14 protein-coding genes are annotated in these 13,989 nt (G+C 70.7%); 1 reads left to right on the forward strand and 13 read right to left on the reverse strand.

The features are described 5' to 3' along the window. The first annotated feature begins 186 nt into the window (after positions 1-186). A complete protein-coding gene (locus AC5Y5E_RS27855; protein ID WP_499906804.1) occupies positions 187-951 on the forward strand; it encodes an O-methyltransferase in 765 nt (254 codons plus the stop codon). Positions 952-1,000: 49 nt separating this feature from the next. On the opposite strand, the gene xerD is transcribed toward AC5Y5E_RS27855, so the two are convergent. The 13 genes from xerD to tyrS form a co-directional block, all read right to left on the reverse strand. After that, positions 1,001-1,939: a site-specific tyrosine recombinase XerD gene (gene xerD / locus AC5Y5E_RS27860; RefSeq protein ID WP_499906806.1), complete on the reverse strand. Its 939-nt coding sequence runs from the start codon at positions 1,937-1,939 to the stop codon at positions 1,001-1,003. Next, positions 1,936-2,559: an NUDIX domain-containing protein gene (locus tag AC5Y5E_RS27865; protein ID WP_499906808.1), complete on the reverse strand. Its 624-nt coding sequence runs from the start codon at positions 2,557-2,559 to the stop codon at positions 1,936-1,938. Before AC5Y5E_RS27865 ends, xerD begins: the two co-directional genes overlap by 4 nt. Beyond that, positions 2,552-4,306: a CTP synthase gene (gene pyrG, locus AC5Y5E_RS27870; protein ID WP_499906810.1), complete on the reverse strand. Its 1,755-nt coding sequence runs from the start codon at positions 4,304-4,306 to the stop codon at positions 2,552-2,554. The genes AC5Y5E_RS27865 and pyrG overlap by 8 nt, the downstream gene beginning before the upstream one ends. A 112-nt stretch (positions 4,307-4,418) precedes the next feature. Then, complete coding sequence (locus tag AC5Y5E_RS27875) at positions 4,419-5,363, reverse strand: copper transporter (protein ID WP_499906812.1); 945 nt, start codon at positions 5,361-5,363, stop codon at positions 4,419-4,421. Positions 5,364-5,386: 23 nt separating this feature from the next. Further along, positions 5,387-6,568, reverse strand: coding sequence for a putative cytokinetic ring protein SteA (gene steA, locus AC5Y5E_RS27880; RefSeq protein ID WP_499906814.1), 1,182 nt, complete (start codon positions 6,566-6,568; stop codon positions 5,387-5,389). Positions 6,569-6,753: 185 nt separating this feature from the next. Then, the gene (recN, locus tag AC5Y5E_RS27885; RefSeq protein WP_499906815.1) at positions 6,754-8,505 is read right to left on the reverse strand and encodes a DNA repair protein RecN; all 1,752 of its coding nucleotides are present in this window, start codon (positions 8,503-8,505) and stop codon (positions 6,754-6,756) included. 7 nt (positions 8,506-8,512) lie between these two features. Beyond that, positions 8,513-9,433, reverse strand: a complete 921-nt coding sequence (locus tag AC5Y5E_RS27890; RefSeq protein ID WP_499906817.1) for an NAD kinase — start codon at positions 9,431-9,433, stop codon at positions 8,513-8,515. Next, positions 9,430-10,239: a TlyA family RNA methyltransferase gene (locus AC5Y5E_RS27895; RefSeq protein ID WP_499906819.1), complete on the reverse strand. Its 810-nt coding sequence runs from the start codon at positions 10,237-10,239 to the stop codon at positions 9,430-9,432. The genes AC5Y5E_RS27890 and AC5Y5E_RS27895 overlap by 4 nt, the downstream gene beginning before the upstream one ends. Before the next feature lie 8 nt (positions 10,240-10,247). Next, entirely contained in the window at positions 10,248-10,433 is a 186-nt protein-coding gene (locus AC5Y5E_RS27900; protein WP_499883094.1) for a hypothetical protein, read from the reverse strand. A gap of 12 nt (positions 10,434-10,445) precedes the next feature. Then, positions 10,446-11,444 (reverse strand): HAD-IIA family hydrolase, encoded by a 999-nt coding sequence (locus AC5Y5E_RS27905; RefSeq protein ID WP_499906821.1) that lies wholly within the window; start codon positions 11,442-11,444, stop codon positions 10,446-10,448. Further along, entirely contained in the window at positions 11,445-12,236 is a 792-nt protein-coding gene (locus AC5Y5E_RS27910; RefSeq protein ID WP_499906823.1) for a tetratricopeptide repeat protein, read from the reverse strand. Positions 12,237-12,281: 45 nt separating this feature from the next. Continuing rightward, positions 12,282-12,641 carry a DUF732 domain-containing protein gene (locus AC5Y5E_RS27915; RefSeq protein WP_499906825.1) on the reverse strand — a complete coding sequence of 120 codons (360 nt, stop codon included), beginning with the start codon at positions 12,639-12,641 and terminating at the stop codon, positions 12,282-12,284. Between the two features lie 43 nt (positions 12,642-12,684). Further along, the gene (gene tyrS / locus AC5Y5E_RS27920; RefSeq protein ID WP_499906827.1) at positions 12,685-13,959 is read right to left on the reverse strand and encodes a tyrosine--tRNA ligase; all 1,275 of its coding nucleotides are present in this window, start codon (positions 13,957-13,959) and stop codon (positions 12,685-12,687) included. Between the last annotated feature and the right edge of the window lie 30 nt (positions 13,960-13,989).

Genomic DNA, 13,989 nt, shown 5'->3' on the forward strand with positions numbered 1-13,989 from the left:
ACGCCCGGCGTGTTCGGGAGGTGAACATCGATCGAAAGTCTAACGGCTCCGCGCAGTTAAACCGGGCGCCGCGCTGGCGAGTCACCAGCCAATATGGGCGAAAATCGCTGGTCGAGCGCTCATCCGTAATGGGAGTTAACTTCAGTCACACCAGCAACATTCGGGAGGTCGCTATCGTGGTTCTACATGGACCTCAAGCGACGGCTGCCCATCCTGCGCTGGTCGGTGTGGCGGATGGCCGCCGGCGTGCGCAACATCACCACGACCGGCCAGATCGGTGACGGCCGAGAGGCGGCCGCCGCCGAATACGTGCTGCGGAACGCCCGCGCCGGCGACATCGACGACGTGCTGGCCGCCATGGACAGGTTCGCCTACGAGAAGTCGATGCTGATGAGCATCGGCGACGAGAAGGGGCTGCTGCTCGACGCGGCCGTGCGCCGCGCCGATCCCGCGCTGGCGCTCGAGCTGGGCACCTACTGCGGCTACGGCGCGCTGCGGATCGCCCGCGCCGCCCCCAAGGCCAAGGTGTATTCCGTCGAGCTCGCCGAGGCCAACGCCGCCAACGCCCGCCGGATCTGGGAGCACGCCGGCGTGGCCGACCGGGTGACCTGCGTCGTCGGCACCATCGGCGACGGCGGGCGCACCCTCGACGCGCTGGCGGGTGAGCACGGATTCGCTTCCGGCGCACTCGATTTCGTGTTTCTGGACCACGACAAGAACGCCTACCTGGGCGACCTGATGAGCATCGTCGACCGGGGCTGGCTGCATCCGGGCGCGATCGTCGTGGCCGACAACGTGCGAATCCCCGGCGCGCCGAAGTACCGCGAATACATGCGTCAGCAGCAGGGCAAGGGCTGGAACACCGTCGAGCACAAGACGCACGTCGAGTACCAGTCAATGGTGTCCGACCTGGTGCTGGAGTCGGAATACCTGGGCCCAGCGTCGAGTTGATGTCGGGATTCCGGGCGGATTGGCCCAACAAGTCGACGTTCGGCGGAAATTAGGTAGCCCGCGGGTGCGCCCCGGCCCACACCTCGCGCAGCGCGTGCACGGTGACCAGCGTGTAGATCTGCGTCGTCGTCACCGAGGCATGCCCGAGTAGCTCCTGCACGACGCGGACGTCCGCGCCGCCCTCAAGCAGGTGCGTGGCGAAGGAATGCCGCAGCATGTGCGGCGACACACCCGACGTGATCCCGGCGCGCTCGGCGGCGTCCTGCAGCACCTGCCACGCGCTCTGCCGCGACAGCCGGCCGCCGCGGGCGTTGAGGAAGATGGCCGGCGTCCCGCGTCCGCGGCGCGCCAGGTCGGGGCGGCCGCGCACCAGGTACGCGTCCAGCGCCTGCACGGCGGGGCGCCCGACGGGCACCAGCCGCTGCTTGCCGCCCTTCCCGCGCAGCAGCACGGAGCGGGCCTCAGTGTCGATGTCGTCGACGTCCAGGCCGACGGCCTCGGAGATCCGAGATCCGGTGGAGTACAACAACTCCAGCAACGCGCGGTTGCGCAGCGTCAGCGGGCCATCGCTGGGGCCGTCACCGCCGGCGCCCTCCAGCAGCGCCAGCACCTGGTCGATGGTCAGGCTCTTGGGGAGCCGACGGCCGGGCGTCGGCGGCCGCACGGCCCGCGCCACGTCCAGCTCGGCGAGGCCTTCGGCGGCGGCGAACCGGTGCAGGCCGCGCACCGCGATCAGCGCCCGCGCCGCCGAGACCGCCGACAGCGCCGCCGTCCCGGCCTCGGGGTCGCCGCGGCGCAGCGCAACGAGGAACTCGCTGACGTCATCCTCGCCGACCTTGGCCAGGTCGTGAATTCCGCGGTCGGACAGGTGCTTCGAATAGCGGCGCAGGTCGCGGCGATAGGAGGTGAGCGTGTTTTTCGCCACGCCCCGCTCGATGGTCAGGTGGTCGAGGTAGCCCTGCAGTTGGGTGTCCAGCGCCGCCGTCATTGCGCGGCCTTTCGCGCGACGAACGCGGTCGGCTTGTCGATCCACGGGCAGTCCGGCGGGCGGGTCGGCATGCACTCGGTGTTGACGACGTGCGCGGCCAAAATCCCCGCCACCGCAATGGCGTTCACGATCTCGCCCCGAAGCACCTTGTCGACGGCGTCTGCCAGCGGATACCACTGCAGCGTCATGTCGGCCTCTTCGTCGTGCGCTTCGGGCCGGTCCACCTGGGTGAGCCCGGTGGCCAGATAGACGCGCACCGATTCGTCGCTGAAGCCGGGCGTGGAGTCGAGGTCGACGAGCACCCGCCAGGTGTCGGCCTTCAGGCCGGCCTCCTCGTGCAGTTCGCGGGCGGCGGTCAGCTGCGCCGGCTCGCCGCCGACGTCGAGCAGCCCGGCGGGCAGCTCCCACAGCCGCCGGCCGAACGCGTGCCGATACTGATAGACCATCGGGATGTTGCCGTCGTCGTCCATCGCCACCACGGCGACGGCGCCAAAGTGCTCGACGACTTCACGGGTGACGAGCTTGCCGCCGGGCATCCGGACCTGATCGCGGCGCAGCGCGAAAATCCTTCCGGTGTGCAGCGTTTCGGATGACGCCGTCTCGAAGACGTGCTCAGCCACGGGTTGCGGGCTCGGGTAGCGGCCGCTGGACGCTGTCTCGATGCTGGGTGCCGTTGGGCGAATGCTGCTCGGGGATCTCCACTGGGAGCTGCTCGCCCGCCTTGTAGTCGAGGGAGGCCTTGACGAACGCGACGAACAGCGGGTGCGGCCGGGTGGGCCGGCTCTTGAGCTCGGGGTGGGCCTGGGTGCCGACGATGAACGGGTGCACCTCGGGCGGGTATTCGACGAACTCGACGAGGTGGCCGTCGGGCGAGGTGCCCGAGAAGCGCAGGCCGCTTTCGGCGATCTTGTCGCGGTAGGCGTTGTTGACCTCGTAGCGGTGCCGGTGCCGCTCGGACACCTCCGTCGCGCCGTACGCCTGGGCCACAATCGAATCCGGCTCCAACACCGCGGGATAAGCTCCGAGCCGCATGGTGCCGCCGAGGTCGGCGTTGCCGGCGACGATGTGCTCCTGGTCGGCCATCGTGGAAATCACGGGATCGGGTGTGCCCGGCTCGAATTCGGCCGAGTTGGCCTCCGTGAGACCGGCCGAGCGCGCGGCCTCGATCACGATGCACTGCAACCCGAGGCACAGCCCCAGCACCGGCAGCCCGCGCCCCCGGGCGTGCCGGATGGCGCCAATCTTGCCCTCGATCCCGCGGATGCCGAAACCACCGGGAATCAACACCCCGTGCACGTCGGCCAGCGCGGCCGCGGCCTCACCGGGATTCGCGCAGTCATCCGAGGGCACCCACACCATCTCGACCTTGGCCTGGTGCTTGAACCCACCGGCGCGCAGCGCCTCGGTGACCGACAAGTAGGCATCGGACAGCTCGACGTACTTGCCCACCAACGCGATTCGAACCGTCTCGTGCGGCTCGTGCACCCGGCGCAGCAGGTCGTCCCATTCGGTCCAGTCGACGTCGCGGAACGGCAGGTTGAGCCGGCGCACCACGAACGCGTCGAGCTCCTCGCGGTGCAACACCTTCGGGATGTCGTAGATCGACGGCGCGTCCGGGGTGGAGATGACGCCGTCGATGTCGACGTCACACATCAGCGCGATCTTGTTCTTCAGCGGCTCGGGAACCGGACGGTCGCACCGCAGGATCAGCGCGTCCGGGGTGATACCGATGCTGCGCAGCGCCGCCACCGAATGCTGCGTCGGCTTGGTCTTGAGCTCGCCGGAGGGCGCCAGGTACGGCACCAGAGACACGTGCAGGAAGAAGACGTTCTCCCGGCCGACGTCGTGTCGGACCTGCCGCGCGGCTTCCAGAAAGGGCTGTGATTCGATGTCGCCGACCGTGCCGCCGATCTCGGTGATCACGACGTCCGGGCGGCGCCCGTCGGCGTCCGGCTGGGCCATGGCCAGGATGCGCCGCTTGATCTCGTCGGTGATGTGCGGGATCACCTGGACGGTGTCACCGAGGTACTCACCGCGACGTTCCTTGGCGATGACGGTTGAATACACTTGCCCGGTGGTCACATTCGCCGACCCGGACAGGTCGCGATCCAGGAACCGCTCGTAGTGGCCCACGTCGAGGTCGGTCTCGGCGCCGTCCTCGGTGACGAACACCTCGCCGTGCTGGAACGGGTTCATGGTGCCCGGATCGACGTTGAGGTAGGGGTCGAGCTTTTGCATCGTGACGTGCAACCCGCGGGCCGTCAGTAGCTGCCCCAGGCTGCTGGCGGTGAGCCCCTTGCCCAGCGAGGAAGCAACCCCACCGCTGACGAAGAGGTGCTTGGTGGCGGTTTGGGGGTGCTTGCGCACTGGCGACCTCCGTGAAGACGGGCAGGGCTTGGATTTAACTAGCTGGGCCTGCCGACCCACGGAAATCCACCCTAACATCCGCGACCGTCTGTCGCGGGGAACACGCCGCCCGCTACTGGGGCACGGTGATGGACGTGGCGCCGTGGCCGGTGCCGTACTGGCCGATGTGGCCGCCGTTGATCAGATCGTGCAGGCCCAGGACCGTCGTGATCCGTCCGGGCGCGGCGTCGATGTCGTCGACGGTGCTGACCGCCGACGACATGCCGGCGTCGGCGCGGGTGACGGCGACCGCGGCGCCTCCGGTGGCCGAGCCGTCGCGACCCGCCAACAGGGTGCCCGAGCCATGCGGGGCCAGCGCGGCGGAGAACCGGGCCACGCTGACGCCCTGGTTGCCGGCGTCCTGGGGCAGCGCGCCGCCGGTGACGACCAGCGCGGCGTTGGCCGCGCCGAGGTGGTCGGCGGGCTGATAGGTGATGAAGCCGGTGTCGCGCAGCGACGCCAGCACGGTGTCGCGCTGCGGCTCGTCAATGGGCGGGGTGGCTGGGTTGGGGTTGATCAGCAGCGCGATCCCGAGCAGGTCGCCGGCCTGCGAACCCTGGTCGACGAGCTTGGTGCTCAACTGCTGCCCGGCGGGCAGGATCGACGAGTTGACCACCGTCCGCAGCTTCTCCGCGGAGTTGGCGTCGACGAACTCCTGGGTCAGCGAGACCGTTCCGGCGACGGTTCCGCCGGCCTGGCCGATGAATTTCGCGACCGCTGCGACGTCGTCGTCGCGGGCGTCCGGGGTGCGGAACAGCACCACCGACTTGCCGCCGAGCGCGTCGTGCACGATCCGGCCGGCCAGCTGGTTATCGAAATTGTTTGCCGCGGCGAGCTTTTCGTTCATCACGTTCTTTTGATCGTTGAGCCCGCTGATCTGTGTGTACAGGTCGCGTTTCTCGTCACGCAGGCTGGACAGCAGGGTGTCGGACAGGAATCCGGACCCCAGCACCACGCCGACGGCCAGCGCCAGGAAGACCGCGGCCAGGGATAGCGCGTGTTGGCGTAACGAGATCATTTAACGCACCGTTCGTCGAAAAGCTAGGTGAGCAAGTGCTGCGTCCAGTTGATGAAGTGGTTCCAGTAGTGGGTGATCCAGTGCAGCACCACGCCGTCGGTGCGCGACACCCACAGCGCGACGATGACGGCGATCAGCATCGTCAGCGCCAGCAGCGCGATGGCGCCCCCGGAAATGTGGTTGCGGTACAAGGTCGCAACGGCCTTGGCGTCGACCACCTTCTCCCCCACCCGAAGCCGGGTCAAGAACGTCGACGGGTTGCTCTGGGTGCGGTTGCGGTCGAAGAACGTCTCGATGTTCGCGGTGTGGCCGGCCGTCACGAGCAACGCGGCGCCGTGGTGATCGGCCAGCAGCAGCGCCAGGTCGACCGCGGACCCGGCGGCCGGGAACGTCATCGCCCCGACGCCGAGGTCCTGGATCCGCTCCAGGCCGGGCGCGTGGCCGTCGGCGTCGGCGGGCAGCACGACCTGGGCGCCGCACTTGAGGGTGTCGGTGCTGATCTGCTCGGGATCGCCGACGATGATCTGCGGGCGATAACCGTTCTTGCGCAACACATCCGCGCCGGTGCCGACCCCGATGAGCACCGGCTGGTACTCCTTGATGAAGGGCTTGAGGGAGCGCAGCTCGTCCTCCGCGCTGGGCTCGTCGGCCACGATCAACACGTGCCGCCGGCGCAGGTCGACGTCGATGTCGGGGATGCCGATGCCGTCGATCAGCAGCGGGCTCTCGCTCTTGATGAACTCGATCGTGTTGCCGGCGAACGCCTCCAGGTGGGCGGCCAGGCCGCTCTTGGCCTCGCGCATCAGGTCGGCGATGTCGTGGTCGGTGCGCTCGGTGCCGCGGACCAGCCGGCGGTCACCGGAATACACGCCACCCTCGTAGAGCCGAATCTTGGCGCCGTCCTTGACCTTCTTGAAGACGTCGGGCCCGGTCTCGTCGATGAGCGTGACGCCGTTGTTGACCAGCACCTCCGGGCCGAGGTTCGGGTAGCGACCCGACACCGACGGTGACGCGTTGACGACGGCGGCGATGTCGGCCTCCACCAACGCGTCCGCGGTGATGCGGTCCAGATCCAGGATGTCGAGCACCACGATGTCGCCGGGACACACCCTGCGCAGCAGGCGGTCGATGTTCCGGTCGACCCGGGCGGTGCCGGTGAGGCCCGGCCGGGACGTGTTACGCGAAAGCAGCGCTGACATCTTCATGGGGGCGATTCTGTCCGCGAAGCCAGGGTGAGGCGAGGAGGCGCGCCGTAACATTAGCCTCATAAGTTATCTAGCGTCACATTGGTAACAGCCTCACAACGGGTTGGTCGCGCCGAGGGTGCGCAGTTGTACGCGCTTTGCGGCGTGTCGACGTACAAACACGGACACTCGCGGGGAGGCCGCCCTCAGTCCTGCTCGTTCTGGGCGGTCTCGAGCAGTTCGCGGGCGTGCGCGCGGGCGCTGGCGGAGTCGCCCAGGCCCGCGAGCATCCGCGCCAGCTCGGCCACCCGGTCGTCGCCGCTCGCCCGGCGCACCACGCTGGTGCCCTTGGGTCCGGCGCCGTGCACCACCAGGTGCACGTCGGCGTACGCGGCGACCTGCGGCAGGTGCGTGACCACGATGACCTGATGCGTGCGGGCCAGCCGCGCCAGCCGCCGACCGATCTGCACCGCGGCCCGCCCGCCGACGCCGGCGTCCACCTCGTCGAACACCATGGTGGTGCCGGCCGCCGAGGCGGCGAGGACCACCTCCAGGGCCAGCATCACCCGGGACAATTCGCCGCCCGACGCGCTCTTGGCCAGCGGCAGCACCGTCATGCCGCGGTGCGCCGCGAAGCCGAACTCGACCTGGTCGATGCCGTCGCCGCCGGCGCGGGCCGCCTCGCCCGAGGGCAGCATCAGGGTGGCGGGATCGTCCGGGTCGGTCGCGACGTCGGTGGCCACGTCGATGGTGAATTCGGCGTCGGCCATCGCCAGCCCGGACAGCTCCCCGGTCACCGCTTTGGCCAGCCGTTTGGCGGCTTTGCGCCGAACCTTGCTGAGATCGACTGCGGCGTCGGCCAATTCGCGCGCCAGCTCGTCGACGCGGCGTGCCAGCGCGGTGATGGCCTCTTCGGAGACGTCGAGTTGCGCCAGCCGTTCGCGCGATTCGCGCGCCCACCGCAGCACCCCGTCGATGTCGGCGGCGTACTTGCGGGTGAGCGTGCGCAGTTGGGCCTGCCGGGCCAGCTTGGATTCCAGCGCGCTGGCGTCGACCGGCAGCTCGTCGAGGAAGCCGCCGAGTTCGTGGGCCGCATCATCAACGACCGTCAGCGCCTGGGCGATCTGGCCGGCCAACGCCCGCAGCGTCGCGTCGTCCGTGGATTCGAGTGCGGCCCTTGCCTTTCCGAGGCTGTCGATCGCGCCCTGGCCGAGACCGTCGCCGTCGTCGGCCGACAGCGCGGCGCGCGCCGTGGCGGCGGCCTCGCGCAGCGTGTCCAGTTCGGACAGCCGCAGGACGTCGGCGACCAGCGCGTCGTCTTCCCCGGGTTGCGGGTCGACGGCGTCGATCTCGTTCAGCGCGAACTGCAACCGGTCGGCCTCCTGCGCGAGCTCGCGAGCGCGGTCGCGGCGGTCGATGAGGTCGCGGCGCGCCGTCAGCCAGGCCTCACGCAGCTTGCGGTACCGCTCCAACGGCGGACCGGCCTCCGCGAAGCGGTCCAGCGCGCCGCGCTGTTCCTCGGGCCGCATCAGGCGCAGCTGGTCGTTCTGCCCGTGCAGGGTGAGCAGTCCGGTGGTGAAATCGCCCAGCGACTTGGCGGGCACGCTGCGCCCGCCCAGGGAGGCGCGCGACGGCCCGTCGCGGCTGACCGAGCGCAATGCGATCACGCTGCCGTCCTCGTCGCGCTCGGCGCCCAGGTCTTCCAGGATCGCGTCCAGCTGCGCCGCCGTCTCGTCGTCGAGATCGGTTGTGCTGAAACGGCCTTCGACGATGGCGCGGTCGGCACCGGACCGGACCCGGTTCGGGTCGGCGCGGCCCCCGCCGAGCAGGTGCAGCCCGGTCACCACCATCGTCTTGCCGGTGCCGGTCTCGCCGGTCAGCACCGTCAGGCCGCGGTCGAATTCCCCGACCGCGGCGCTGATGGCACCCAGCGACTCGATGCGTATCTCGGTGAGCACCCGGTCATTACTTTCCGCGCCAACCGGTCACCGGCAACCGGAACTTGCGCACCAAGCGGTCGGTGAACGGCGCGCTGTCCAGCCGCGCCCACTTGACCGGGGTGTCGCAGCGGGTCACCTCGATCCGGCTGCCGGCCGGGATCCGCATTTCGCGGCGGCCGTCGCAAAACACCAGGGCGTCGTGCCCGTCGGCCTCGGTCTCGATCGCGATGGTGGCCTCGGGGCTGGTGACCATGGGCCGGCCGAACAGCGCATGAGCGTTGTTGGGCACCACCAGGATTGCCTCCAGGTCGGGCCACAGCACCGGCCCGCCTGCCGAGAACGCGTAGGCGGTGGAGCCGGTCGGCGTCGACACCAACACGCCATCGCAGCCGAACGCGGACACCGGGCGGCCGTCGACCTCGACGACCACGCCGAGCACGCCCAACCGGGGGCCCTTTTCCAGGCTGACCTCGTTGAGCGCCCACCCGTGTTCGACGTGACCCTTGTGCAGCACCGCGACGTCCAGCGTCAGGCGGTTCTCCACCCGGTAGTCGCGGCCGATCACGTGTTCCAGCACCCGGTCGATTGCCTCGGCTTCGGCCTCGGCGAGGAAGCCGATGCGGCCCAGGTTCACACCCAGCACCGGGATCCCGGCGTTGCGGGCCAATTCGGCCGCGCGCAGGAAGGTGCCGTCGCCGCCAAGGACCAGCACCAGTTCGCAGCCCTCGGCCGCCGACGGCTCGGCGTCGACGACCTCGATTTCGACGCCCATGGCTCGCATGTCGTCGGGGGCCAGGTGCAGCGGTCCCCTGTCGACCGCCTCGGCGGACAGCACCCGCAGCCCAACGCCGTTGTCGCCCAACACCTTCTGTACGCGGCGGGCGGTCTCGGTCGCTTCCTCGCGGCCGGTGTGCACCACCAGCAGCACCGTGCGCTCAACGGTCATTGCGGGCCCTCGTCCACCGCGCGCCGCACCGCGTCCACCAGCCCATCAGCAGATAGCCCCCGATCGGTCTCGGCCCGCAGCCACAAGAAGTATTCGACATTGCCCGACGGGCCCGGCAGCGGGCTCGCGGTGACGTCGACGGTCTGCCAGCCCAGTTCCCCGGCCCGCCGCGCGACGGCCAGCACCGCGTCGGCCCGCAAGCCGGGGTCGCGAACGACCCCGCCGGCGCCGACCTGGCCCTTGCCCACCTCAAACTGCGGCTTCACCATGGGAACGATATCCGCGCTGGGCCAAGCGCATCCAATCAGCGCGGGCAACACGCTGGCCAGCGAGATGAACGAGAGGTCGGCCACCACCAGGTCGACCGGCCCGCCGATGACCTCCGGCGTCAATTCACGGGCGTTGGTGCGCTCGACGACGATCACCCGGGAATCGGACCGCAGCGACCAGGCCAGCTGGCCGTAGCCGACGTCCGCGGCCACCACCTCGGTCGCCCCGCGATCCAGCAGTACCTCGGTGAACCCGCCGGTCGACGCGCCGGCGTCCAGGCAGCGGCGGCCCGCGACGGGAATGCCGAAGGCGTCCAGGGCGCCGATCAGTTTGTGCGCCCCGCGCGACACCCAGCCGCGCTCGCCCTCTCCGGCGACGGTCAGGGCGGCGGTGACGTCGACGGCGGTGCCGGGCTTGCGGGCGGGCATCCCGTCGATGCTCACCTTGCCGGCGCCGATCAACTCCGCGGCCTGCTGGCGGGATCGGGCGAGCCCGCGGCGGACGAGCTCGGAGTCAACGCGGGCACGTCGTGCCACGGCCGCACTCAGCCCCTCTCCGCCGACTCCAGCGCGGCCAGCAGCACGTCGTGCGCCTCGGAGAGGCGCCGCGCTATCTCTTCGAGCTCGGCGAGTGACGGCTCGTGTTCGGAGTTCTCCGGATCCCCGATATCGGACAGCTGGGCCACCAGGGCGTCTATTTCAGCGCGAAGCTGATCGGGATCGATATTCATCGCGTACCTACGCTAGTCCAGGGACCAGCGCCGCAGGGCGTCCCGGGCGCGCGCGTCGGCGGCCTCGATGCGCACGGCCCCAGCGGCGACGGCGCCCCACACCGCATGCGCGACGGCGCGCACGATCGACAGCCCGTCCCCCTCGTCGGCGCCGTTGGCGCTGACCGTCACCGCCTGCTCCCCGACCTCGACGTGCCAGCCCTGCTGCGGCCCCACCGCGAGCAGCTCGCCGTCGGAGTGCAGCGAGCGCAGGTCGTGGGCGATGTAGGTGGGCCGGCGGGCCGGGTCGGCGAACACCGCGTCGCTGGCCGTGTTGACCCCGGTGAGCACCATCAGGCTGGGCAGGTCGGCGGCGTTGGCGCCCTCGATGTCGGTGTCCAGCCGGTCGCCGACGACCAGCGGCGCCCGGAAGTCGCCGCGGGCCGCCGCGTCCTGCAGCAGCCGCGGCGCCGGCTTGCCGGCGACGCGCGGTTCGGCGCCGGTGGCGGCCCGCAGCGCGGCCACGAACGAGCCGTTGCCGGGCAGCAGGCCGCGCTCGGTGGGCAGGGTGGGGTCGACGTTGGCCGCCACCCACAGCGCGCCCGCGCGGATGGCCAGGGCGGCCTCGGCGAGGTCCGGCCAGCCGATGGTGGTGGACAGGCCCTGCACGACGGCGACGGGCTCGTCGTCGTAGCGGCGCACCGGGCGCAGCCCGACGGCGGCGATCTCGTTGGCCAGCGCGTCGGTTCCCACGATCAGCACGCGGGACTCGGGCGCCAACTGGTCGGCCAGCAGCTTCGCCGCGCTCTGGGCGCTCGTCACGACGTCGGTCCCGGTCGCGGTGAAGCCGAGCTCGCGCAGGTGCAGCGCCACCTCGTCGGCGCTGCGGGAGGCGTTGTTGGTCACATAGAGCTTGCGGCTGTTGACCTCGTCCAGCGACTGGACCGCACCCTCGGTGGGCTGGGCGCCGCGAAAGACGGTCCCATCCAGGTCGACGAGCAGGCAATCGTATTGCTGCGCAATGGTTTTCATCTACGCAAGCTCGCCGACGCGCTCTTCGGCGTCCGTGACGCCTTCGATGTCCGCGGCCGCCGAGCGCAGGAACCATTCCAGCGCCTCGGCGTTGCGGCCGAGCGCCAGCAGCGTGTCGGCGTAGGCGTAGAACAGCCGCGCCGCCGTCGAGCCGCTGCGGCTCGTGTCCAGCTGCGGCGTGGACAGCACGGTCAGCGCCTGCTCCAGCTGCCCGAGATCGGCGCGGGCGCCGGCGGCGACGATGCGCAACTCGTCGGCGTCGTCGCCGGACAGCTGGGCCGCCTCCTCGCCGCGCGCCAATTCGATCGCCCGCTCCGGACGGCCAAGCCCGCGTTCGCAATCGGCGATCAGCGCGAGCAACGACGACTTGCTGCCCATCCTGCGCGCGGCGCGCAGTTCGGCAATCGCCTGAGCCCAGTCCCCGCAGTGGTAGGCGGCGATTCCGACGGCCTCGCGGACCGCGGCGATCCTGCTGGCCCGGGCCCGCGCCGCGCGGGCGTGTTTCAACGCGGCCTCGGGGTCCTCGTCGAGCAGCTCGCCGGCGGCGACCAGGTGGCGCGCCACCGCGTCGGCCGTGGCGCGGTCCAGCGTGCTCAGTTCGCCGCGGATGTCGGGCGCCAGCTGCTTGGCATCCACGCCGGGCGGTATCGGCGGGCCGTCGTGTGTGGCCCGGTCCTCTTTGTCCGCGGTGCGCGGCTGCGCCGGTCGAGCGCGGCCCGGACCCGACCAGGAACCCGGGCGCTCCGTGCGCGGTCCCCGCCTACCGCCGCGCCCCTGCCTGTCGTCGACCACGCTGCACAGGATACGGGCGGCCGTCGAGCGCGCGGTGACGGCCGTTTAGGCCGGCGGCCGGTCCGTCAGCAGCGGGGCCAGCACCGCCGGGCAATAGGTCGCGATCGCGACGATGGTGAACACGCCCGCCGCGTCGTGGGACATTCCGTGTCCGTCGCCGACTGTGGCGATCACCGAGTCGAACGAGCCGCCGGGTTGCACGAGCATCGGGCAGACCGACTTGCCGAGCGCCGTCGCGCTGTCCGGCTGCGAAACCGGGACGCCGGCGTTCGCGAGGGCCCGCAGGAAGGCGTTGCCCATCAGGTCCGCGTGCACGGGTGCCGCCAGCGCCGCGGTCAAGCCGGCCAGGCCCGCGCCCACCCCCACCGCTCGCAGCACCCGCGTCGCCCTAGTCACCGTGACCACCCTGGTCAGCCGAGGTCACGTCGGCGACACGACACGATAACGACTAGGCGACGCGTTCGATGCCCGCGACGTTGCGTTTGCCACGGCGCAGCACCAGCCACCGGCCGTACAGGAAGTCCGACGGCCGCGGCGCCCACTCCTCGCTGTCGACGCGCACGTTGTTGACCGACACGCCGCCCTCGCCGATCGTGCGGCGCGCGGCACCCTTGCTGGCCGACAGGCCGCTGGCCACCAGCAGGTCGACGATCCCGTCTGGGCTACCGGGCTTGAGCTCGGCGACCGACGTCTCGCGCAGCGCCGCGGCCAGCGTGGCCTCGTCCAACCGGTCGAGTTCGCCCTGCCCGAACAGCGCCCGGCTGGCGTGCTCGACCGCCTCGGTGGCCGCCTCGCCGTGCACCAGGACGGTCAGCTCGCGGGCCAGCCGGCGCTGGGCGGCGCGCTGCTGCGGGCGCTCGGCCGTCGCCGCTTCCAGCTCGGCCAGCTCGTCGGCGGACAGGAAGGTGAACCAGCGCAGGTAGCGGATCACGTCGGCGTCGGCGGTGTTGATGAAGTACTGGTACCAGGCGTACGGGCTGGTCATCTCCGGGTCCAGCCACAGGCTGCCGCCGCCGGTGGACTTGCCAAACTTGGTGCCGTCGGCGGCCGTCACCAGCGGGACCGTCAGCGCGTGCACCGTCGCGCCGAGCCTCTGGCGGACCAGGCGCACCCCGGCGATGATGTTGCCCCACTGATCCGAGCCGCCGATCTGCAGCGTGCAGCCGTGGTGCCGGTGCAGCTCGACGTAGTCGTTGGCCTGCAACAGCATGTAGCTGAACTCGGTGTAGGAGATGCCCTCCCCGTCGAGGCGCCGCCGGACGGTGTCGCGGTCCAGCATCACGTTGACCGAGAAGTGCTTGCCGATGTCACGCAAGAACTCGATGGCCGACAGGCCTTTGGTCCAGTCCAGGTTGTTGACGACGACGGCGCCGGTCGGCGAGGCGTCGAAGTCGACGAAGCGTTCCAACTGCCCGCGGATGCGCTCGGTCCACGCGGCGACGGTGTCGGCCGCGTTGAGGCTGCGCTCGCCGACGTCGCGCGGGTCGCCGATCATGCCGGTGGCGCCACCGGCGAGCACGATCGGCCGGTGCCCGGCGCGCTGGAAGCGGCGCAGCGCCAGCAGCGGCACCAGGTGCCCGGCGTGCAGGCTCGCCGCGGTCGGGTCGAACCCGGCGTACACCGTCATCGGCCCGCGCTGCGCTTCGGCGGCCAGCGCGTCGAGGTCGGTGGACTGCGCGATCAGCCCGCGCCAGGCCAGCTCGTCAAGGATCCCGGAAGACATCGCGCACGACTTTAGTCGCTGCGGCGGCCT

The sequence above is a fragment of the Mycobacterium sp. NGS54 genome, from assembly GCF_059812465.1.

Coding starts and splice junctions, on each gene's coding strand:
- AC5Y5E_RS27855 (WP_499906804.1), top strand. CDS start 187: ATGGACCTCAAGCGACGGCTGCCCATCCTGCGCTGGTCGGTGTGGCGG.
- AC5Y5E_RS27905 (WP_499906821.1), bottom strand. CDS start 11,444: ATGAAAACCATTGCGCAGCAATACGATTGCCTGCTCGTCGACCTGGAT.
- steA (WP_499906814.1), bottom strand. CDS start 6,568: ATGAAGATGTCAGCGCTGCTTTCGCGTAACACGTCCCGGCCGGGCCTC.
- AC5Y5E_RS27900 (WP_499883094.1), bottom strand. CDS start 10,433: ATGAATATCGATCCCGATCAGCTTCGCGCTGAAATAGACGCCCTGGTG.
- AC5Y5E_RS27890 (WP_499906817.1), bottom strand. CDS start 9,433: ATGACCGTTGAGCGCACGGTGCTGCTGGTGGTGCACACCGGCCGCGAG.
- AC5Y5E_RS27875 (WP_499906812.1), bottom strand. CDS start 5,363: ATGATCTCGTTACGCCAACACGCGCTATCCCTGGCCGCGGTCTTCCTG.
- xerD (WP_499906806.1), bottom strand. CDS start 1,939: ATGACGGCGGCGCTGGACACCCAACTGCAGGGCTACCTCGACCACCTG.
- tyrS (WP_499906827.1), bottom strand. CDS start 13,959: ATGTCTTCCGGGATCCTTGACGAGCTGGCCTGGCGCGGGCTGATCGCG.